Annotated in this window: 15 protein-coding genes and 1 tRNA gene; 8 read left to right on the top strand and 8 right to left on the bottom strand. The window is 65.1% G+C overall.

The features are described 5' to 3' along the window. Window positions 1–6 precede the first annotated feature (6 nt). The 5 genes from E4341_RS07360 (at window position 7) to E4341_RS07340 (ending at window position 8,959) form a co-directional block, all read left to right on the top strand. Window positions 7–909: an amidohydrolase gene (locus tag E4341_RS07360; RefSeq protein WP_165116271.1), complete on the top strand. Its 903-nt coding sequence runs from the start codon at window positions 7–9 to the stop codon at window positions 907–909. Between the two features lie 60 nt (window positions 910–969). Then, entirely contained in the window at window positions 970–2,235 is a 1,266-nt protein-coding gene (locus tag E4341_RS07355) for a sugar MFS transporter (RefSeq protein WP_165116269.1), read from the top strand. Then, window positions 2,235–4,517, top strand: coding sequence for a hypothetical protein (locus E4341_RS07350; protein ID WP_240893641.1), 2,283 nt, complete (start codon window positions 2,235–2,237; stop codon window positions 4,515–4,517). The genes E4341_RS07355 and E4341_RS07350 overlap by 1 nt, the downstream gene beginning before the upstream one ends. Window positions 4,518–4,544: 27 nt before the next feature. After that, window positions 4,545–5,996 carry an oligogalacturonate lyase family protein gene (locus tag E4341_RS07345; RefSeq protein ID WP_205751375.1) on the top strand — a complete coding sequence of 484 codons (1,452 nt, stop codon included), beginning with the start codon at window positions 4,545–4,547 and terminating at the stop codon, window positions 5,994–5,996. Between the two features lie 206 nt (window positions 5,997–6,202). Further along, window positions 6,203–8,959 carry a TonB-dependent receptor gene (locus E4341_RS07340; RefSeq protein WP_165116267.1) on the top strand — a complete coding sequence of 919 codons (2,757 nt, stop codon included), beginning with the start codon at window positions 6,203–6,205 and terminating at the stop codon, window positions 8,957–8,959. 117 nt (window positions 8,960–9,076) lie between these two features. Here the strand turns inward: E4341_RS07340 and E4341_RS07335 are convergent, their stop codons facing one another. Genes E4341_RS07335 through uxaC form a run of 3 tightly spaced genes read right to left on the bottom strand, consistent with a single transcriptional unit; the run spans window position 9,077 to window position 13,461 of the window. Beyond that, window positions 9,077–10,576 carry a UxaA family hydrolase gene (locus tag E4341_RS07335; protein ID WP_165116265.1) on the bottom strand — a complete coding sequence of 500 codons (1,500 nt, stop codon included), beginning with the start codon at window positions 10,574–10,576 and terminating at the stop codon, window positions 9,077–9,079. Between the two features lie 3 nt (window positions 10,577–10,579). Further along, a complete protein-coding gene (locus tag E4341_RS07330; RefSeq protein ID WP_165116263.1) occupies window positions 10,580–12,049 on the bottom strand; it encodes a mannitol dehydrogenase family protein in 1,470 nt (489 codons plus the stop codon). Next, the gene (uxaC, locus tag E4341_RS07325) at window positions 12,046–13,461 is read right to left on the bottom strand and encodes a glucuronate isomerase (protein WP_165116261.1); all 1,416 of its coding nucleotides are present in this window, start codon (window positions 13,459–13,461) and stop codon (window positions 12,046–12,048) included. The genes E4341_RS07330 and uxaC overlap by 4 nt, the downstream gene beginning before the upstream one ends. A gap of 210 nt (window positions 13,462–13,671) precedes the next feature. Between uxaC and E4341_RS07320 the strand changes: the two genes are divergently transcribed. Beyond that, window positions 13,672–13,747 (top strand) — tRNA-Thr (locus E4341_RS07320). Window positions 13,748–13,768: 21 nt separating this feature from the next. After that, a complete protein-coding gene (locus E4341_RS07315) occupies window positions 13,769–14,395 on the top strand; it encodes a TetR/AcrR family transcriptional regulator (protein WP_055754850.1) in 627 nt (208 codons plus the stop codon). Here the strand turns inward: E4341_RS07315 and E4341_RS07310 are convergent. Genes E4341_RS07310 through E4341_RS07300 form a run of 3 tightly spaced genes read right to left on the bottom strand, consistent with a single transcriptional unit; the run spans window position 14,392 to window position 17,324 of the window. Continuing rightward, window positions 14,392–15,156 carry an A24 family peptidase gene (locus E4341_RS07310; RefSeq protein ID WP_165116259.1) on the bottom strand — a complete coding sequence of 255 codons (765 nt, stop codon included), beginning with the start codon at window positions 15,154–15,156 and terminating at the stop codon, window positions 14,392–14,394. The genes E4341_RS07315 and E4341_RS07310 overlap by 4 nt on opposite strands. Window positions 15,157–15,189: 33 nt before the next feature. Then, window positions 15,190–17,058 (bottom strand): ferrous iron transporter B, encoded by a 1,869-nt coding sequence (locus tag E4341_RS07305; protein ID WP_165116257.1) that lies wholly within the window; start codon window positions 17,056–17,058, stop codon window positions 15,190–15,192. Beyond that, on the bottom strand, window positions 17,058–17,324 hold the full coding sequence (locus tag E4341_RS07300) for a FeoA domain-containing protein (RefSeq protein WP_055754847.1): 267 nt from the start codon (window positions 17,322–17,324) through the stop codon (window positions 17,058–17,060). Before E4341_RS07300 ends, E4341_RS07305 begins: the two co-directional genes overlap by 1 nt. A gap of 151 nt (window positions 17,325–17,475) precedes the next feature. Between E4341_RS07300 and E4341_RS07295 the strand changes: the two genes are divergently transcribed. Next, window positions 17,476–17,979: a cytochrome c family protein gene (locus tag E4341_RS07295; RefSeq protein ID WP_165116255.1), complete on the top strand. Its 504-nt coding sequence runs from the start codon at window positions 17,476–17,478 to the stop codon at window positions 17,977–17,979. 4 nt (window positions 17,980–17,983) lie between these two features. Here the strand turns inward: E4341_RS07295 and E4341_RS07290 are convergent, their stop codons facing one another. Both E4341_RS07290 and E4341_RS07285 read right to left on the bottom strand, forming a co-directional pair. After that, window positions 17,984–21,190 (bottom strand): efflux RND transporter permease subunit, encoded by a 3,207-nt coding sequence (locus E4341_RS07290; protein WP_205751418.1) that lies wholly within the window; start codon window positions 21,188–21,190, stop codon window positions 17,984–17,986. Continuing rightward, entirely contained in the window at window positions 21,190–22,293 is a 1,104-nt protein-coding gene (locus E4341_RS07285; RefSeq protein ID WP_165116251.1) for an efflux RND transporter periplasmic adaptor subunit, read from the bottom strand. The genes E4341_RS07290 and E4341_RS07285 overlap by 1 nt, the downstream gene beginning before the upstream one ends. Window positions 22,294–22,322 lie beyond the last annotated feature (29 nt).

Raw genomic sequence — 22,322 nt, 5'->3', positions numbered from 1 at the left:
GCACGCGTGGCCTCGGACCTTCGCATCGTCGACGGGCACGTCCACCTGTGGGACCTGTCGCGTGCGCGCTATGGCTGGCTTCAGGACGATCCCCTGCCGAACAATCCGGCGGGAGACATGTCGCCCATCGCCAACGCAAACTATCTGCTGGACGACTATCTGGCGGACACGGCGGGCTGGCGCGTGGACAAGATCGTTCACGTCGAGGCCGGCCAGCCTGTGGGCCAGCAGCTGGCCGAGACCGACTGGCTTCAGTCGATCGCTGATGACACCGGTTATCCGCACGCCATCGTCACCGGCGCCGATATGCTGGATCCCGACCTGGACGCCCTGCTGGAAGCACACGCCGCCCGGCCGAACGTACGCGGCCTGCGCCAGATCGTTTGCTGGCACGAGGATCCGTTGAAGACCTATACCGATCGCGATCTGTTGCGTGATCCGAAATGGGTCGAGGGCTTCGCCAAGCTCGCGCACTATGGGCTGTCGTTCGACCTCCAGCTCTATCCGTCCCAGATGGCGACCGCCGCCATCATCGCCGCCCGCCACCCCGACATTCCGATCATCGTCAACCACGCCGGCCTGCCGACCGACCGGGATGCGGCGGGGATGGAGCGGTGGCGCACAGGTCTGCGCCTGCTGGCCGCTCAGCCGCAGGTCTCGATCAAGATCTCGGGTCTCGGCATCACCGATCGCGCCTGGACGCCCGACAGCATCCGTCCCATCGTTGTGGAGTGCATCGAGGCCTTCGGGACCGAGCGCGCCATGTTCGCCTCGGACTTCCCCGTCGAAAGCGTCCACGGAACCTTCGAAGCCTTCTATTCCGCGTTTAACGCGATCACGGCCGACTTCTCGATCGACGAACGCGACCGCCTGTTCGCCGCCAACGCCGAGGCGATCTACCGTATCTGACCCATCCGCCGAAGCCGCATCAAGACGGCGAGGCCCGAGGAACACCAGGAGAGTATCCCCATGGTCATCGAGACCGACGCCGCCCACACCCCCGGGGGCTTGGCCAAGCCCGCCGGGTCGCTGAAGGGCCCGCTGGCCTTCGCCATCGCCTGCTTCCTGATCTGGGGCCTGGCCTACGGCCTGCTGGACGTGCTGAACAAGCATTTCCAGGAGACGCTGAGCATCAGCCAGGCTGACAGCGCCTGGCTGCAGATCGCCTATTTTGGAGCCTATCTGCTGCTGTCGATTCCGGCAGGCATGCTGCTGCATGCGCGGGGCTACAAGTTCGGCATCGTGTCCGGCCTGGCGGTCACCGCCGTCGGCGCCCTTTTGTTCATCCCGGCGGCGGGCGCCGGCGCCTTCCTGCCCTTCGTCGGCTCGATGTTCGTTCTTGCCGCCGGTCTGTGCATCCTCGAGACCAGCGCGGACACCTACGTCAACGTCCTAGGCGATCCGGCCAAGGCCTCACAGCGGCTGAACCTGGCCCAGTCGTTCAACGCCCTGGGCGTCTTCTTCGGCCCCCTGATCGGCGGCGCGGTCTTCTTTAGCCCCACCACGACCGAGGCTCTGGGCGGCGCGACCCGTTCGATCCAGATTGTGTACGGGCTGATCGCCGTCGGCGTGGTCCTGTTCGCCCTTGCCGTCTGGCGCGCCCGGCTGCCGGAGACCGGCCTGTCCGACCACGGCGGTGCGGTGCAAGGCGACGCCCCTGCCCTGCCCCTGTCCAAACAGCCGCACTTCGTCGCCGGCGTGATCACCCAAGCCCTCTATATCGGCGCCCAGGTCGGCATCGGCGCCTATTTTATCAACCTTGTGACGCACAACTGGCAGGGCCTGACCTCGCAGCAGGGCGCCTTCATGCTGTCGCTGGCGGCCATCGGCTATCTGGTGGGCCGTTTCTTCGCCACCGCCCTGCTGCTAAAGATCAAGCCACGCGTGCTTCTGACGACCTATGGCGTCATCAATGTCGTGCTGACGCTGATTGTCGCCGCCGGGATCGACAAGGTCTCGCCCATCGCCCTGCTGGCCGTCTTCTTCTTCATGTCCACCATGTTCGCGACCATCTTCGCCCTGGGCACTGCCGGCCTGGGCGCCTGCACCAAGAAGGCCTCGTCTCTCATGGTCATGGCCATTGGCGGCGGCGTTCTGCTGCCTTGGCCCATGGGCAAGATCGCCGATCTCTACGGCGCCAATGTCGCCTTCCTCCTGCCCGCCGCCTGCTTCGCCGTCGTCGCCTGGTACGGCTGGAAAGGTGCGGGGTTGGGGCTGAAGGCGGAGGCGAAGTGATGCGCCTTCGCACCGCCCTCCTCGCCTTCACGTTGTTGGCCGGTTCCACGGCCGCCTGCGCCCAAACGGTCGCGCCCACCGCCGCCTTGGCGCCGGCCTCTCCCATCGACCGCTACGCCCTGGTCACGCGCCATAACGTGACCCTGACCGCCATCGATCGCCATGCCCCGATCATGCTGGGCAACGGCGACCTGGGCTTCACCGCCGACATCACCGGGCTTCAAACCTTCCCGGAGCAGTATTCGGAACTCGCGCCTCTGCTGACTATGGCCCAATGGGCCTGGCACAGCTTTCCTAACCCGCACGGCTATACGGAACAGGACGGCCTGATCGATGTGCCCGTGCCGGGCCGGGGCGAACAGCCCTACGCCTGGATGAAGTCGTGGTCCGTGGCCGAGACGCAACCCGCCTACACCTGGCTGCGGGCCAATCCGCATCGATTTTCGCTTAGCCGCATCAGCCTGACCTTCGAGGACGGCACAACGCTGGACTTCGCCAAGATCGCAGACACGCACCAGACGCTAGACTTGTGGTCCGGCGCCCTGACCAGCCGCTTCACCTACGATGGCCAGTCGGTCGAGATCGTGACCCGCGTCCACCCGACGCTGGACATGGTCATGGTCGAGATCGCCTCGCCTCTGGTAGCCGCCAACGGCCTGGGCGTCCAGGTCCGCTATCCGGGCGTGAACCCCGCCATCAATCCCGACCCGACGACGTTCGAGCGCGATGGCGACCAGAGTCTGAACATCGTCGCCTCCGACACAGGCGACGTCCATATTCGCCGCACCCTCGACGACACCACCTATTATTCCGGCATCACCGCATCCGGTAAAATCGAACAAAGCGGCCCCGACGCCTTCCGCGTGGGCGCTGCTGGTCGCGACCGGCTGACCGTCATGGTCCGCTTCGATCATCAGGAGCCCGTTGAGAAGACGCTTGCTTACTCCGCCAGCGTCCAGGCGACGACCGCACACTGGAACAGTTTCTGGACCCAGGCCGGCGCTGTGGATTTCACGGGCTCTACCGATCCGCGAGCGGCCGAGTTGGAACGTCGCGTCGTCCTCTCGCAATACCTGTCGGCCGTTAACGGCGCCGGCGAACTGCCTCCGCAGGAAGAGGGCCTGTTCTCCAACAGCTGGTACGGCAAGTTCCATCTGGAAATGCATCCCTGGCACTCCGGCTGGCAAGCGATGTGGGGTCACGCCGACATGCTGGAGCGCAGTCTGCCCTGGTATGTCGGCAATCTGGACAACGCGCGCGCCGAGGCCGCCCGTCACCACGTCAAGGGCGCCTGGTGGCCCAAGATGGTCGGACCCGAGGGCCGCAACAGCCCCAGCCTCGTCTCGCCCTTCATCATGTGGCAGCAGCCGCACCCGATCCTGTTGGCCGAACTGGTCTGGCGCGCCGAGAAGGACCCGGCCGTGCTGGATCGATACGGCGAGGTGGTCGAAGCCACGGCCGATCTTTTGGCCACCTGGCCTATCGAACGCGACGGCCGGCTGAACCTGGGCACGCCGATGATCCCAGCGCAGGAAAATTATGATCCCCTGACCACGGTGAACCCGACGTTTGAAGTCGAGTATTTCCGCTGGGCCCTCGAAACCGCGCAACAGTGGCGCGAACGCAAGGGTCAGGCCCGCCGCGCCGACTGGGATCAGGCCCTAGCCAAGATCGCGCCACCGCCAATGAGGAACGGCCTGTATCTACCTGTCGAGAGCGTGCCGGACTTTTGGCAGATGGCCATGTCCGACGCCTGTCGCCGACACGCGGCGGCGGCTCAGTGCAAGAACCGCGACCATCCCTCCTTCCTGATGGCCTATGGCTTCATTCCCGGCGCGCGGATCGATCCCGCCGCCATGCGCCACACGTTTGAAGCGGTGGAGCAGAACTGGGACGTCCGCCAGACCTGGGGCTGGGACTTCTCGATGATGGCGATGACGGCGGCTCGCCTTGGCGAACCGGAGAAGGCGGTGAACTGGCTGTTCGCCGACCTGAAGAACAATCAGTGGGGCGTCACCGGCATGACGCCTCGCGTTCACCTGGATGAACACGCCGACGAACTGGTGCCCGTCTCGGCCGGCGCCGGCGGCGTGACGATGGCGGTCAATCCGGATGGTCCGGGCTATCGCCGCGCAGCCGAGACCTATTTCCCGTCCAACGGGTCGCTGCTGATGGCCGTCGGTCTGATGGCGGCGGGTTGGGACGGGTCCAGCGGCCACGCGCCCGGCTTCCCCAAGCAAGGTTGGACCGTCCGTGTCGAAGGCCTGACTCCCGCGCCATAATCAAGAAAACCCGAGAGGAACGCGCCAATGACGACCTCGAGACGCACCGCCCTGAAGGCGCTGCTCAGCGCCCCCGCCGTCGGCGCCGTCGCCACGACGACCGCTCGGGCGCAGGCTACGCCGGCCATCACGCCGGCGCCGGGACAGACCCCCGTCTGGCCCGCGCCCAACACAGCCCCGCCCTCCACCCAGGAGACGCCGATCGAGCGACCGCGCTGGGACGGCCCGGTGCCGATCGAGTGGGTCGATCCGAAGACCGGCCATCGCATCCGCCGCGTCTCGCCCGATGGCGGGAGCGGAAAGTCCTATTTCTACAAGAACATGTTCTTGCCCAAGAAGGTCGGGGCGCCCAACCTGATGGTCATCTCGACACCTCAGGGCATCTCAACGGTCGATCTGGCGACCTGGGCCGTCAAAGTCTTGGTTGCCGACCATGACGCGGACCTGATGTTCACGGGCCGCAAGGGGCGCAACGTCTATTATTCGGTGACCGCGCCTGGCGAAGGCCAATTGATGGACCGCGCCAAGACCCTGTTCGTCATCGACGCCGACACCAAGCAGCGTCGCGAGATCGGCCGGATACCGAACGGTCAGATCAATTCGGTCAATGCCGATGAGAGCCTGCTCCTGGGCTTCGTGGCTTATGACAGCCAACCGCTACAGCCGACCGTGCCCGACCCGCGCAACCGCCGCTTCGATCAGGCCGAATATGAAGCTGATGGGCCGGACGGAAAGCCGCTGAACTTCGCCCGCGCCAAGGGGGTGCGGATGCTTCAACGCTGGGCCGCGCGCTATCCGATGGAAATCTTCGTCATCGACCTGACCACGGGCGAGCGACGCGTGATCCACAAGACCAACGAATGGATCGGCCACACACAGTTCTCCCCCACCGACCCCCAGCAGATCATCTTTTGCCATGAAGGACCTTGGCACCGCGTGGATCGAATGTGGGCTATCCGCGCAGATGGCACGGGCCTGAGAAAGACCCATCAGCGGACGATGAACTTCGAGATCTTCGGCCACGAATGGTTCAGCCCGGACGGCAAACAGGTGCTCTATGACCTGCAAACCCCGCGCGGCCAGGTCTTCTGGGTTGCCTCGGTCGATCTGGAGACGGGCCGCCGGGTCTATCGTCGGGTCGAGCAGAATGACTGGTCGGTTCATTACAACGTCTCGCCGGACGGCAGTCTATTCGCTGGCGACGGCGGCGACGGCGACATGGTCGCTCATGCGCCCGACGGTAAATGGCTGGTCCTACTGCGCCCCGAACCGATCGTTGATGAAGATCCGTCTAGCGACAAGGACAACCAGATCTTCGTCGAATACCTGCGATCCGAGCGGCTCGTGGATCTGTCAAACCACGACTACCGGCTTGAGCCGAATCTGACTTTCACGCCGGACGCAAAATGGATCGTCTTCGTATCGAACATGCACGGCGCCAACCACGTCTATGCTGTCGAAGTTGATCGCAGCGCTTAGGAACATCGCCAGTTTCTCGAGCCCTAACGCCTGAGATGTCGAGGATTTATCGACATCTCAGCGGAATCTCTCGGTCCTGACATCACTTTGTTGCAAAATGCGGGAAGCTGTTGCAATAAGCGATACGTCGCTAATCCAAATATGCGCGACGGCATACCACAAAATGACACCGGTGCCAGATGGACGCCGGGATGGGGAGAGAACGAATGCGACGGACCAACACCCGGACTCTGTGCGCGGTTGGCGTATCCCTGGCGGCCCTGATGGGTGCGTCGGCGGCTGCGGCTCAGGCCGTTCCTGCCTCAGAACCCGTCACGCAAGACGCCGCCCAAGACGCAACCGTGGTCGATGAAATCGTCGTCACCGGCTTCCGGTCCAGCCTGCAACAGGCGCTGAACATCAAGCGCCGCGAAGCCGGAGCGGTGGACGCCATCCTGGCTGAAGACATGGCCGACTTCCCCGATCAGAACCTGGCCGAAGCGATCCAGCGCCTGCCCGGCGTTACCATCGACCGCGTGAACGGTCAGGGCACCACCATCTCGGTGCGTGGTTTGGGTTCCGATTTCACCCGCACCCGCATCAACGGCCTGGAAGCCCAGGCTGCGTCTGGCGGCAACCGCAACCGCAGCTTCGACTTCTCAATGTTCGCGTCCGAACTGTTCAACAGCATCAAGGTTCGCAAAACGCAATCGGCCGAGATCGAAGAGGGCTCGCTGGGTGCCACGGTCGATCTGCAGACGGGTCGCCCCCTGGACTTCGGCGGCAGCGGCCTGAACTCCGCCCTGTCTGTCCAGGGCTCGTACAATGATCTTTCGGAGAAGACGGTACCGCGGCTCGCGGGTCTGCTCAGCTGGTCGAACGAGGATCGGACTTTCGGCGCCCTGGTTTCGGTCGCCTATTCCGAGCGGTCGCCAATCCTGGGCAGCTTCAACACGACGCGTTGGCAAAAGGGCGACCCGTCAAACGTCAACGCCGCCGGCAATCCCTATGGGCGCGGCCAGAACTTCGGCGGCTGCATTCCCTGCACCACGACGGCGCAACGTGACGCCGTCCTGAACGCCTTCTATCCCCGCATCCCGCGCTACACCTTGGGCAATACTCGGGAAGACCGCCTGGGCATGACGGGCGCGCTGCAATGGCGGCCGAGCGACCGCACCGAGGCGGTGCTGGACGTCCTGTGGTCGCGGTTTAACTCGGAACTGGAAAGCCCGAACATCGAAGCCTGGTCGTTCAGTCGCGCCAACGTCAACAGCGTCGTCGTGCGCGATTATGCGATCGACACCGACAAGAACATCCTGTCCTACGGCGTCTTCGACAACATGCTGGTGCGCGCCGAAAACGGCTTTACCCGCAACGAAAGCAACTTCTATCAGGCCTCTCTGAACGTCCGCCACGATTTCAGCGACCGGCTGCATGGCAATCTGAAGGTCGGCGCCAACCGATCCGAAGCCCGCACGCCGCTCAATGTCGCCTATGCCTTCGAGGCGGCGGGCGTAAACGGCTATACCTTCGACTTCCGCGAGGATGATCGCCGGCCGCGCATAAACTACGGCTTTGACGTCACTTCGGGTCAACGCTTCACCCTGGTCAATGCGACGCGCAGCAACGCCGGCGGCAACTTTGACAATAAGGTCGGCGCCGGCTCGTTGGCCTACGACTGGTCCGACTCCCTGACCTTCAAGATCGGCGGCGAGTATCGCACCTACGGGTTCGAGACCTTTGGCCTGACGCGGACCAAAACGTCTCCGACCGGCGCCGATCGGCTGACCGGGGTCGACAGCATCGGACGCGTCGTCAGCATCGGGGATGGAGTAAGCGCCGGCGCAGGCTCTGATCTCAGCTTCATCGTTCCCGACATTTCAAAGATTGCTGCTTTCCTCAGCTTCTATGACGATCCCTTGGTCCCTAATCGCAGCGAGCGTGAAGTGAACGAAACGGATAAGGGCGTCTTCCTCCAGGCCGACATCAATACGACTGTCGGAGGTATGGTCCTGCGCGGCAATGCCGGCATCCGCTACGCCCAGACCGAGGTCACTGCCAAAGGCTGGCAAACGATCGCAGTGGGGACGCCGCCGGTCACGACTTATGACTATGTGACAACCGACAACGACTATGACGACGTCTTGCCGTCCTTCAACCTGGCGCTGGAGCCGCGTGACGACGTCGTGATTCGCCTGGGCGCCGCCAAGGTGATGTCCCGTCCAACCCTCGGCGATCTGACTCCGGGCGGCAGCGTCTCACCGACCACCCGCACAGTCTCCTACGGAAACCCGCTTCTCGACCCGTTCCGCGCCACCAACTACGATTTCTCGGTCGAGTGGTATTTCCAGACTGAGGGCCTTTTGGCCGCCGCCGTCTTCTACAAGGACATCGACAGCTTCATCACATCCGAAACCGTCGGCATCCCCTACAACCAGCTGGGCCTGCCCAACGAACTGCTTCAGGGCGCTGCAAGCCCGACCGACATCTTCCAGGTTACGCGCCGCCTGAACGGCGAAGGCGGCGCGCTGAAAGGGATTGAAATCCAGTATCAGCAACCCTTCACCTTCCTGCCCGGTCTTTGGTCCAACTTCGGCTTCACCGGGAACGTCACCTGGGTTGATTCCGAAGTCAGCTACGGCACGGCCGGCAAGAATCGCCTGACGGGCCAGTCGAAGAACACCGCCAACGCGACCCTGTATTATGAGGATGGCCCGTTCCAGGCCCGCGTCTCGGTCGCACACCGCAGCCAGTATCTGCTGTCCTTCCCCGGCGCGAACGGCAACTCCGAAGAAGGCGTCAACGACACCACCAATGTCGATGCCTCCATGTCCTACGAGTTCACGCCGAACCTGACCTTCTCGCTCGAAGGCATCAATCTGACGGACGCCTACACCGACCGTTATGTCGATGTGACCAACCGCGTGTCCGACTACCGTCACACCGGCCGAGAGATCGCCGTGGGATTGCGCTGGAAGTATTGAGCTTTCCTCCCTGACGCCTCCAGCGTGACAAACTAAAGGCCCGGAGCGGACAGCTCCGGGCCTTCTTTTTTACCCAGGAAAAAGTGGCGATTGAGGTTTTCGGATCCCTCGCCGCCTCTACAAATACGCCCCCACCTGCCAGGGCAAGAACTCGTTGTCGCCGATGCCGAGGGCCTCAGATTTGGACGGCTCGCCTGACGCGACATCGAGCATCTTCTGGAAGATGACCTCGCCGATCTCGGCCAGGCTGGTCCCGGTCAGGACGGGCGATGCGTCGATGTCCATGTCTTCGTCCATCCAGTTCGCCAGTTTGGCGTTAGAGGCAACCTTGATCGAGGGGGCGGGCTTGGCGCCGAAGACCGAGCCCCGGCCGGTGGTGAAGACGATCAGATTGGCGCCCGAGGCGATCTGGCCTGTCGCCGAGCACGGATCGTAACCGGGGCTGTCCATGAAGCTGAGGCCTTGCGCCTGAAGCGGTTCGGCGTATCCGATCACATCGTTCAGCGGGGTCGAACCGGACTTAGCCACCGCACCCAGCGACTTCTCCAGGATGGTGGTCAAACCGCCCTTCAGATTGCCGGGCGACGGATTGTTGTTCAGCTCCATTTGGTGGCGATCCGCATAGTCGCGCCACCACGCCAGGCGCGCGTTCAGCTTGTCCGCAACATTCTGCGACGCCGCGCGCCTAAGCAGGAGGTGTTCCGCCCCCCAGATTTCGGGCGTTTCCGACAGCATGGCCGAACCACCGTGCGCGACCAGCAGATCGACTGCGGCGCCTAAAGCCGGATTGGCGGTGACGCCGGACCAGCCGTCCGAACCCCCGCATTGTAAGCCGACGGTCAGGTGAGATGCGGAAACAGGTTGGCGCTGGACTTGCGCCGCCTCGATGACCAGGTCGCGAACGATTTCGATCCCGGCCTCGATCGCACGGGCCGTGCCGCCGGCCTCCTGGATCGTCAGGGCGCGCAGACGCGAGCCGGATTGAAGGCCTTCGTTGGCGAGCCAGGCGGGAATCTGATTGGCCTCGCAACCCAGACCCACGATCAGGATGGAATGGAAGTTCGGATGCTTGGCATACCCCGCTAAAGTCCGCTGCAGCAGGGTCACGTCGCTGCTGAGCGACGAGCCGCCACAACCGCCTTGGTGAGTGAAGGCGACCACGCCGTCGACGCCCGCAGGCAGGCTGGAGTCCGGGAAGGCGTCGGCGATGCGGCGCGCCACGGTGGCCGAACAGTTCACGCTGGTCAGGACGCCGATGTAGTTTCGCGTGCCGACGCGACCGTGCGGGCGAACGATGCCGTTGAACGTCGCGCCAGACAGCAACGAGGGCGCACGCAGGTCGGCCCCGACCTCGGCCTCGCGGCCGTCTTCCGCCATAGCCAGATTGTGAATATGGACATGATCGCCGGCGGCGATAGCGGCTTTGGCGCGTCCAATGACCTGGCCATATCGGCGGACCAGACCGCCTTCGTCCACCGCGTGACGGGCGATCTTGTGGCCGGTGGCGATGTCCGCGCGCGCCGGGGCGTTCAGGCCAACGGGCGTATCGCCGCTGGCGATGTCGTCCAGGGCGATGGCGACGTCATCGGCGGGGTTCAGGATCAGGACGCGAGACATGGACTACTCCGCGACCAGGCGCGCGGCCTCGACGGCGCCGTTCTGGCTGAGCGACAGATAGGCGGACGTGACCGCTTCGGCGAACCGGTCGTCAGCGGCCAGCGCGGGCGGGAAGACGGCGGACAGGCTCAGCAAGGCCGAAACGCGCGCTTTATCAGTGTCGGCGTCGGCCAACAGTTCAGAGGTCTTGGCCGCCAGAGGATCGTCGACGACGAAGATCTCGTCACTTTCGGTCACGCCCGACTGCCATTTCATCCAGGCGGCGACGCCCAAGGCTATGGCATCGATACCCTGCGCCGCCGCAAGACGTTCGGCGGCCCCGGCCAGCAGGCGCTGGGGCAGTTTCTGCGAGCCGTCCATGGCGATCTGGCGCGTACGGTGCATCAGGGCCGCATTGGAGAACCGGGCCATCAGCGCCTTACGATAGGCGGGGATGTCCAGACCTGGCGGGGGATTTAGCGTCGTTTCGGCCTCGTCCCACAGGGCCTCGACATAGGCGCGGAAGCCGGGAACGGCCACGACTTCGTGGACATGTTCATAACCCGACAAGGCGCCCAGATAGGCGATGGCCGAATGTGCGCCGTTCAAAAGGCGCAGCTTGGCGTCTTCCCACGGCTCGACCGCGTCGGTCAGTTGCACGCCGAGAGACGCCAAGTCGGGCCGTTCGCCGGCGAACCAATCCTCGATCACCCACTGGGTGAAGGGTTCGGCCTTGACCATGCCCCGGTCCTCGTCTCCGAGACGCGCGGCCAGGCGGACGATGTCGTCGGAGGTGGTCGCCGGGACAATCCGATCGATCATCGTCTGGGGGAAGGCACCCTCGGCTTCGATCCAGTCCGCCAGCGACAGATCGATCCGGCGCGCCATGGCGATGACCCCGGCACGGATACGCTTGCCGTTATGGGGAAGGTTGTCGCAACTGATGACGGTGAAGGGCTTCAGCCCCGCCGCTCTTCGCGCCTGCAATGCCGCGACGATGAATCCAGGCGCGGTGCGGGGCGCCGCGATATCAACCAGATCGCCCGCGACATCAGCGTCGCTCAAAAGCAGATCGCCGGTCGCCGGATCGAGGCGATAGCCCTTCTCGGTCACGGTCAGAGTGACGATATGGACATCGGCGCCGGCCATGGCGGCGACCAGGGCGGCGGGGTCATCCGGCCCGACCATCACGCCCGCGCAGGCGCCGATTACCCGCAGATGCTCGTCCGATCCGTCACGCACGACCAGGGTGTACAGCCCGTCCTGCGGATTCAGCTGATCGCGTACGCCGGGCGACCGAAGCGAAGCGCCCAGCACACCCCAGCGCGGATCCCCCGACTTGATTGCATCGTCGAACACGACCGCCTGGTGGGCGCGGTGGAAGGCGCCGATGCCCAGATGGACGACACCCGTCTTCACCTGGGCGCGGTCGTAGCCGGGGACGGCGACATCGGCGGGCAGACCCTTCAGGGTGGCTTCGTTCAGTCTGCTCACAGCTTGTAGGCCGCCTTGACCAGGCCATAGGTCAGGGCGTGGGCCAGTTCGTGGGCCTCGTCCTCCTCCATCCGGTGTTCGACCACCAGCTTGGCCAGGAAGCCGCAGTCCATGCGCCGCGCCACATCGTGGCGGGCGGGTATGGACAGGAAGGCGCGGGTGTCGTCGTTGAAGCCGACCGTGTTGTAGAAGCCAGCCGTCTCGGTGACCTGCTCGCGGAAGCGACGCATCCCCTCGGGACTGTCGTGGAACCACCAGCTGGGTCCCAGCTTCAAAGCCGGATAGTGACCGGCGAGCGGCGCCAGTTCGCGGCTGTAAGTGGTCTCGTCCAGGGTGAACAGGATCAGAGACAGACGGCTGTCCGAGCCGAACCGATCCAGCAGCGGCTTCAGCGCGCGGACGTAATCGGTCTGGGTCGGGATATCGCAGCCCTTGTCACGACCGAAACGGTTGAAGACGGTGGCCGAGTGGTTACGGAAGCTGCCGGGGTGAAGCTGCATCACCAGACCATCCTCGACCGACATGGCCGCCATTTCGGTCAGCATCTGGCCGCGGAACAGTTCAGCGTCGGCGGCGCTGGCGGGTGCCGTCGACACACGCCGGAACAGGGCCTCGGTTTCGGCCTTGGGCAAATCGGCGGTGAAGGCGGTCGGGTGGCCGTGATCGGTCGAGGTGGCGCCCATTTCGATGAAGAAGGCCCGCCGGTCGCGTAGGGCCTGTAGGTATCCGTCCCAGCTCAGCGTGTCGCGGCCGGTCTGTTCGGCCAGGATTTTCAGATTGTCGCGGAAACCCTCGTAGTCGGGATCCAGAACCGGATCTGGGCGATAGGCGGTCAGCACCCTTCCCTTCCAGCCCGAGGCTGCGATGGTATTGTGATGCTCCAGCGTGTCCAGCGGGCTCTCGGTCGTGGTCAGGACCTCGATATTGTAGCGATCGAACAGGGCGCGCGGCCTGAAGGCGTCGGTCTTCAGCGCCGCATCGATCACGTCATAATAAAGATCGGCCGTCTCGGCCGACAGGCGCACGTCGATGCCGAAGGCCTCAGCATAGACCCAGTCGTGCCACATCCGCGAAGGCGTCCCCCGGAACAGGTGATAGTTCTCGGCGAAGCGCCGCCAGATCTCTCGCGGATCGCTCTCGACCGGCCCGCCATCGGCGCGCGGCACGCCTAGATCCTCCATCGCCATGCCCTGCGAGTTTAGCATGCGGAAGACGTAGTGATCGGGCGTAATCAGAAGTTCGGCCGGATTGGCGAAAGGTTCGTTCAGCGCAAACCAGCTCGGGTCCGTATGGCCATGCGGGCTGATGATCGGCAGCCCCTTGATCTCACCATACAGACGACGCGCGATCGCCCGGGTGTCGGCGTCCGCCGGAAACAGGCGATCGGGGTTCAGTTTGAGCGGATGAACCATAGCGTTTCTCATTGCCTCGTGGCGGAGGCTTGGTTCGCCTCTCGATCTTGATCCAACAAGCCTACAACATGGACCGCAAAAAGACACCGGTTACCATCATCGAACCTCAGCTTGTTTTCGGCGTCGGACGTCGGATTTTAGGCAAGGCGGCGCTGGCGCCTTGCGTCCGGGCGCGAGGCTGGACATAAGGGCCGCTCACCGCCCGTGCGGGCCGGCTTAGCTCAGTTGGTAGAGCGCCAGTTTTGTAAACTGGATGTCGCGGGTTCGATTCCTGCAGCCGGCACCACGCCTTTCGACCATCGGGGACATGGCCGACACAACCAACAAGCTGGGCCACAAGATCGGTGCGCGAGGCGGCAGAACCCGCCAAGCGATCCTCGACGCTACCCAACGCCTGTTGAACGAGCGGCATTACGGGGAAATCCGCGTCGCCGATCTGGCCTCGGCCGCCGGCGTGTCGCCGTCCAACTTCTACACCTATTTCAAGACGGTCGAAGAGCCTGTTCTGGCGCTGTGCGAGGTCGCCGCGACGGATTTCCAGGGATTGGCCGCGCATTTCCAGGCCGACTGGCCGGGCGACAAGGCCTTCGTCATCGCGCGCGCCTTTATTCTGAATGTGATGGCCATCTGGCGCAGCCACGGTCAGGTGCTGCGTGTCGAACATATGCTGGCGGACAATGGCGACGCGGCCTTCGTCGAAAGCCGGGTGCGCCGTTTGCGCCGGCTTCACCTGTCCATCGAACGCCGCGTGGCCCAGGCCCACGCCAGCGGTCTGCACCCCAAGGACTACAATCCGCGTCTGGCCTCTTACCAGATCGCCTCCATCGCGGAGTCGACGGCGGCCAGTTTCGATCTGTTGCGACGGGCCGATACGCCCGAAGCCATCCTGGATACGGCGGCCATCATCATCGTCAAGCTGACGACGGGGCGTTAGAGGCCCAACGGCCCATACAGCCAGGTCATCCAGATCCCGACGGCCAGGAAAACGCCGAACGGCAGCTTCTCCGATCCGCTGACGCTGCGCCGGACCACCAAAATGCCGAAGACCAGACTGAGCCCGACCGCGCAGGCCCACAGCAGCACGCTGGGCAGGCCCATCCAGCCGACCCAGGCCCCTGCCCCCGCGAACAGGAAGGGGTCGCCTCCCCCCAGTCCCTGGCGCTTGCGGACGAGTTGATACAGCCAGCCGACCAGCCACAGACCACAAAACCCGACGGCAGCGCCAATCAGATGGGAAAAGCCAAGGCTCCAATCCAGAATTAGCGCGACCGTGACGCCTGTCGAGATCAAGGGCAGCGTCAGACTATCCGGCAGCCAGAAGTGTTCACCGTCGACGATGGCGATCAGCAACAGCTGCCAACCCAGAACGGCCGTGACGGCGATCATGAACGTTGAGGCGCCGCCTGTCGCGCCCCACACGCCGGCCCAGATCCCGACGCCGGCCGACGCCAGTTCGATCAGGGGATAACGCGGCGAAATCCGGGTGTGGCATCGCGCACAACGCCCGCGCAAGGCAAGCCAGCTGAAGACCGGCACAAGCTCCCAGGGACGTAGCGTCTGATCGCAGCCCCGGCATCGCGAGCGGGCGACGACGATGTCCTCGTCGCGCGGCAGGCGAACGCTGACGGCGGCGATGAAACTGCCGACGATCAGGCCCAGCCCGCCCATGACGGCGGCGGCGAGTACAGGATTCATCAAGACGTCCCGAAGGCGGCGAACCGCTCAGGCTTAACCGCCTCCGAGCGCCACCGCCACATGATAGGTCACCAGCGACGCCAGATAGGCCAGACCGAACATGTAGCCGATCATGATCCAGGTCCATTTCAGCGAGTTGGTCTCGCGCCGCACGACGCCCAAGGTCGCCACGCACTGGGGCGCAAAGATGTACCAGGCCAGGAAGGACAAGGCCGTCGCCAACGACCAGTGCGACGCCAGGGTCGAGGCCAGAAGGCCCGTCGCATTTTCGGCGTCAGCGATGGCGTAGGTCGTGCCCAGCGCCGCCACCGCGACCTCACGCGCCGCCATGCCGGGGATCAGGGCGATGACCATCTGCCAGTTGAAGCCGATAGGGGCGAATATCGGCTCAAGCGCCCGGCCGATCATGCCCGCGAACGAATAGTCGATGGCCGGCAGGGTTGCGTTCTCGGGCGGATAGGGGAAGGTCGCCAGCACCCACAGAATGATCACGAGCGGCAGGATGATGCGGCCCGCCCGGTTCAGGAAGATCTTGGCCCGGAGCCACAGATTGAAGCCCACGCTGCGCAGGTCCGGCGTCTTGTAGGCCGGAAGCTCCATCATGAAGGGCTCGACCGCGCCGCGCCAGAACACCTTGCGGATCAGCAGGGACACGATCAGGGCGCTGACGATGCCGGCGGCGTAGAGGCCGAACATCACAAGGCCCTGCAGGTTGGCGAAGCCCCAGACCGTCTCATTGGGAATAAAGGCGGCGATGATCAGCGTATAGACCGGGATGCGCGCCGAGCAGGTCATCAGCGGCGCGACCAGAATGGTGGTCAGGCGGTCGCGCCGCGAATCGATCACCCGCGCCGCCATGACGCCGGGAATGGCGCAGGCGAAACTGGACAGCAGCGGGATGAAGGCCCGGCCGTGAAGCCCCGCCCCGCCCATAATCTTGTCCATCAGGAAGGCCGCGCGGGCCATATAGCCGAAGTCTTCCAGCGCGATGATGAACAGGAACAGGATCAGAATCTGCGGCAGGAACACCAGCACGCTGCCGACGCCGGAAATGATGCCGTCCACGATCAGGCTTTGCAGCAGGCCATCGGGAAGGACGTTGGCGACCAAGCCGCCCATCCAGGCGATGCCGGCCTCGATGCCGTCCATCACAGGCGCCGCCCAGCTGAACACGGCCTGGAACATCACGAACAGCAGGGCGAACAGGATCAGCAGCCCGCCGACCGGATGCAGCAGCACCGAGTCGATTCTGCCGGTGAGTGTGTCAGGCCGTTCGGGGGGGCGGACACAGGCCTTCATGATCCGCTCGGCTTCGCGGGCGGCCGTTCGCAACTCGGCGGCGTCCGGACTGCGCCATTGGCTTTCGGTCACGGCGGCGACGGCGGCCTGGTCCTCGATGGCGGCGACCAGATCGTCGATGCCGCGCTTGCGGGTGGCCACGGTGGTGATGATCGGCACGCCCAGTTCGGCGCGCAATCGCTCCAGATCAATGCGCAGGCCCTGGCGCTGGGCGATGTCATACATGTTCAGCGCCAGAACCATCGGCCGACCGACGGCCTTCAGCTCCAGAATCAGGCGCAGGACCAGACGCAGATTGGTGGCGTCCGCGACGCAGACCACCACGTCGGGCGGCGTCTCGCCGGCCAATCGCCCCAGGACGGCGTCGCGCGTGACCTCCTCGTCCGGGCTGCGCGCGCGCAGGGAATAGGTGCCGGGCAGGTCCAGCACCGACACCGTGCGGCCTGAGGCGGCGCGGATCAGGCCTTCCTTGCGCTCCACCGTCACGCCGGCGTAGTTGGCGACCTTCTGGTGAGCGCCGGTCAGGGCGTTGAACAGAGCCGTCTTGCCGCTGTTGGGGTTCCCCACCAGGGCGACGCGAGCCGTCTTCAGCGCAATGTCCATCAGGCGGCGCCCAGCCGGATGGACAGGCTTTCCGCCTCGTGGCGACGCAGGGCCACGCGCATGTCGTCCACCTTCATGGCGATCGGGTCGCGTCCGAACAGACCTTCGTGCAGCAGTTCGATCTGCGCGCCTTCGACAAAGCCCAGTTCCAGCAGACGGCGTTCCAGCTCGACCGCCTCGCCCTGATGGTGACAATGGGCGCCCACCTGAACGATGACGCCGCGATCGCCGCGTCGGGCTTGGCTCAACTTGATGGTGTCGGTCAATTCTACGCTCGCACGGGCGAGGCCGCTCCCCAACGGCTCCGCGTTTCTTTGACACTGATTATCAGGTGCGAGGGGGCTACGTCCAGCAGGACAGCTTGACCAATTGCCGCGCCGGCGCGTTGCGGTATCACAAGGCAAACAGGAAGCCGCCATGACACGCCACGCCCTCGTCGCACCCTTTCTTCTGGCCCCGCTTTTGACCTTGGCCGCCTGTGGTCAGGGCGAGCCGTCCACAACTACGCCTGCCGCGCCGGTTCACGTGCTGACGGATGCGGAAAAGGCGACCCTGCTGGCCTCCCTACCCGCCCCCTACAATGCGGGCGATCTCGAGAACGGGCGTCGGGCGTTTGCGCGCTGTCGCGCTTGCCACACCATCGGCGAAGGCGGCCCTGACATGGCGGGGCCAAACCTGTACGGTGTGTTCGGCCGCAAGGCGGGCGATCGCCCGCGCTATAACTATTCCAACGCCATGCGTACGGCGAACTTCACCTGGGACGCCGAGAAGCTGGACCACTGGCTGGAAAACCCGCGCACCTTCCTGCCCGGCAACAAGATGACCTTCCCTGGTCTGCCCGACGCCACGGATCGCCGCGACGTCATTGCCTTCCTGAAGGTGGAGACGGGCTACAAGCCGGAGCCTGCGCCCGCCGCTTGATCCGTCAGGCCTCGGGCAGTTCCTTGGGGCCGCCTTCGCGCAGTTCCTGGGCTTCCCACTCCTCGATCCTGCGGGCGGTCCATTCCGGCGACTTGGTGAAGCGCGCCAGGACGCCATAGATCACCGGCACCACGAACAGGGTCAGGACGGTGGCGAAGATGGCGCCGGTGAAGATCACCACGCCGATCGTCTGACGGCTGCCGGCGCCGGCGCCTTGCCACAGCACCAGCGGCAGAGCGCCGAAGGCGGTTGCGATCGAGGTCATGATGATCGGACGTAGACGCAAGGACGACGACTCAATGATCGCCTCCCGGATCGACCGCCCCTGGTCGCGCAGTTGGTTGGCGAACTCCACGATCAGAATGCCGTTCTTGGCCGCCACGCCGATCAAAATGATCAGGCCGATCTGGCTGTAGATGTTCAGGCTGGAGCCCGCCATCAGCAGGCCGAAAAGCCCGCCCGCCGCCGCCAGCGGCACCGTTAACATGATGACCGCAGGCGTGATCCAGCTCTCGAACTGGGCCGCCAGAACCAGGAAGACCAGCAACAGCGCCAAACCGAAGGCTGCGAACACCGCCCCGCCCGCTTCCTGCTGATCGCGCGCCGCCCCACCCCACTGGGTGACGACGGCCCCTTGCGGCTGCTTCGCCGCCTCGGCGTTCAGGAACTGAATCGCGTCGTCGATCGTGGTGCCGGGATTGAGGTCGGCCTGCAGGGAGATCGCGCGCTGCCGATCCAGACGGCGACGGTCCGGCGTGTCGCCGCTGGTCTTGGTCGTGACGACGGCCGACAAGGGCACCAGTTGGCCGCCCCCGGTCGCAACATACAGGGCTTCCAGATCGGCGACCTCGCGGCGATTGTCGCGCTCGGTCTGCAGGATGACATCGTATTCCTGACCGCCCTTGATGTAGGTCGTGGCGCGGCGAGAGCCGAACATGGTCTCCAGCGTGCGGCCGATGGACTGGGACGAAACGCCCAGCGCGGCGGCTTTCTGCGGGTCGACATCGACCAGCAGACGCGGCGAGTTTGGCTCATAGTTCAGGCGTGGACGCGAGAAGCCGGGATTGGCTTGGGCCGCGGCCAGCATCGGCTGGAGCCAGGCGTAGATCTGCTGGTAGTCGCTGCCGGTCGCGATCAACTCGATCGAGTTGGAATTGCCGCCGCCACGCTGGAAGGCGCCGGGCGTCGAGGCGTTGACCTGCGCGCCCGTCTGGCCGCGCAGTTTGCCGTTCAGTTCCTGGGCGATCTCGGCCGCCGAGCGGTCGCGCTTGGACCAGTCGGCGAGCGTGAGGACGGCGTTGCCCGAGTTGAAGCTGCCGCCGCCGAAGCCGGGCGCGGACACCAGATAGCTGTCGGCCTCGCCACTCGTCTTATATTCGGCCAGCAGAGGCTCGAGCCCCAGCATGATCTTCCGGGTATAGTCGAAGCCCGCGCCTTCGGGGCCGGCGACGCGCACCGTCACCCGGCCGCGATCCTCGTCCGGCACCAGTTCGTTGGGAAGGGTCAGGAAGATGCCGCCCGCCCCCGCTGCGACGAGCAGGATCAGGGCGCCGACGCCGATCACGGCGATGCGACGGCCCAACAGCATGTCCAGCGACCGGCCATAGGACGACTTCAGCCGGTCCATGCCCCAGTCGACCTTTCGCGCCACCCAGCCGCCGCCATGTGCGGGTCGCAGGATTTTGGAGGCCAGCATCGGCGACAGGCTGAGGGCCAGAAAGGCGGAGAAGGCCACGGCCGCCGCGATCGCCGCGGCCAGTTCGACGAAGAGACGTCCGACATAGCCCGGCAGGAACAGCAGCGGCGCGAACACCGAAAGCAGGACGATGGTAGTGGCCACGACCGCGAAGAAGACCTGGCGCGCGCCGCGTTCGGCGGCGACCAGAGGCGGCTCGCCCAGATCCAGACGACGCTGAATGTTCTCAACCACCACGATGGCGTCATCGACCACGAGGCCGATGGCCAGAACCAGGGCCAAGAGCGTCAACAGATTCAGCGAGAAGCCCAGCGGCGCCAGGACTATGAAGGTCGCCAGCAGACAGATCGGCGCCACGATGGAGGGGATCAGCGCGGCTCGCAGGCTGCCAAGGAAGATGAAGTTCACCAGGGCCACCAGGGCCATGGAGATGCCGATGGTGATCCAGACCTCGTCGATCGCGTGAGAGGTGAAGACCGAGTTGTCGGATCCGACCTCGATGGTCACGCCCGGCGGCAAGGTCGGCCGGATTTCCTCGATCATCTTGTGGACGCCGTCCGAGATAGCGAGGTCGTTGGACTGCGCCTGACGGGTCACCGCCAGGCCGATCTGATCCATCCCGTTGCCGCGGAACAGACGCCGGTCTTCTTCCGGCGCCTCCTCGACGCGGGCGATGTCGCCAAGGCGCGTCACATAGGTCGGCTGCCCCTGGATGATAGCCGACGATCCGCTGCCCGTGCCTGTGGCGACCGTCGCTGAGGCCGAGGCCGAGCCTCGCGTGCCGATGGGCAGTTGGCGGAAGTCTTCCGGCAGGGCGTAGGTGCGCGCCACGCGGACGGTGTAATCCTTGTCCGTCGATTCCAGCGAGCCGGCGGGCAGTTCGACGTTCTGGTTCGTCAGGGCCGTCTCGACGTCGTTGACCGTCAGGCCCCGCGCCGCCATGGCGGCGGAATCCAGCCAGATGCGCATCGAATAGCGCTGCTCGCCATAGATGTTGACCTGGGCCACGCCGGGCACCGTCGCCATCCGGTCGATCAGATAGCGGTCAGCGTAATCGGTTAGCTGCAGCCGGTTCATGCTGGTCGAGCGCAGGAAGACGATGATGATCGGCTGGCTGTCGGAATCGGCCTTGGCCACTTCGGGCGGGTCTGCTTGATCGGGCAAGCGGCCGACCACGCGGCTGACGCGGTCGCGCACATCGTTGGCGGCGTCGTCGATATTGCGGTCCAGCGAGAACTCGATGTTCACGTTGGACCGTCCGTCGCGGCTGGTCGAGTTGATGCGTTCGACGCCCTGGATGCCGGCGATCTGCTGCTCCACCGGCTCGGTGATCCGGCTCTCGATCACCTCGGCCGAGGCGCCGGCGTAGCTGGTGTTGACCGAGACGATCGGCGGATCGACGTCGGGCAGTTCACGTACGGGCAGGAAGAAGAAGGCCGCCGCGCCGATGACGCACAGCACGATGGCCGCGACGGCCGCGAAGACGGGCCGCCGGACCGAAACATCGGACAGCATCATTTGGCGGCGCCCGACTTGCGACCCTGGCCGCCCACGCTGACCGGTGCGCCCGGCTGAATACGGTTCAGGCCCGATCCGACGATGCGGTCGCCGGCCTCTATGCCGGACAGGATTTCAACAAAGCCGTTCTCGACGGCCCCGGTCTCGACCTCGACCCGCTGGGCGGTGGAGCCGTTCTGGCCGGGCGCGATGCGATAGACGAAGGCGCCGGCGCCTTCATATTGCACGGCCGACTCGGGCACGGCGGCGCTCTGACGCTGGCCCTGCTGGACCGCGACACGCATCAACATGCCGGGACGGATCCGACCGCCGGGGTTGGGGAACTCCGCGCGCGCGGTTGCGGCGCGGGTCGTTTCGTTGACGCGCGTGTCGATCAGGGCGATCCGCCCAGTGAACGGCTCGTCGCCATAGGCGTCTGCCGTCGCCGTCAGCTGGGCGCCGGGACGCAGCAGGTTCAGATAGCGCTCAGGCAGGGGGAAATCGACGCGGATCGTCGAGGTGTCGTCCAGCGTCGTGATCACCGCGCCCGGGTTGATCAGCGTGCCGGGCGTCACCGTCGTCAGACCGACGCGCCCGGAGAATGGCGCCCGGATCACCCGGTCGCCCCGACGCGCCTGGGCCGCCTGCAACGACGCCCGCGCGGTTTCCAACCCGGTCTCGGCCTGTTCCAGCATGACCTGGGGCGTAACGCCCCGGTCGGCCAGGGCCTTGTAGCGATCGTATTCACGCTGGGCCTGATTGACGTTGGCGCGAGCCTCGATAATGGCCGCGTCTTCTTCACGCGCTTGGAGTTCGACCAGTGGCGCGCCGGCCGAGACGTACTGGCCGTCCGCGAACAGGACGCGGGTGATCAGTTCGGTGGTCGAAGAGGTGACGTTCACCGACCGCTCGCCGCGCGCCACGCCCAAGACGCGAATTTGATCCGAGAAGGGTCGCTGCGCCACGACGGCCTCGGACACCTGCTGCGCCCCGCGTCCGCGACCGCCGCCCGGCCCTGCCGCCTTCTTTTCATCTCCCGCGGAGACTTTGACGATGGCGGCAACGACCATCAGGGCAAGCAGGACAGCGGCGGCGACGAGGAAGAAGTGACGTTTGATCACGCGGGGGTCTCTCGGTCAGGGGACGCCGC

The organism is Brevundimonas sp. 'scallop' (assembly GCF_011045535.1).
Classification (GTDB): domain Bacteria; phylum Pseudomonadota; class Alphaproteobacteria; order Caulobacterales; family Caulobacteraceae; genus Brevundimonas; species Brevundimonas vesicularis.
Note: the sequence above shows the minus strand (reverse complement) of the source record. Positions and strands in the feature narration are given on the sequence as shown.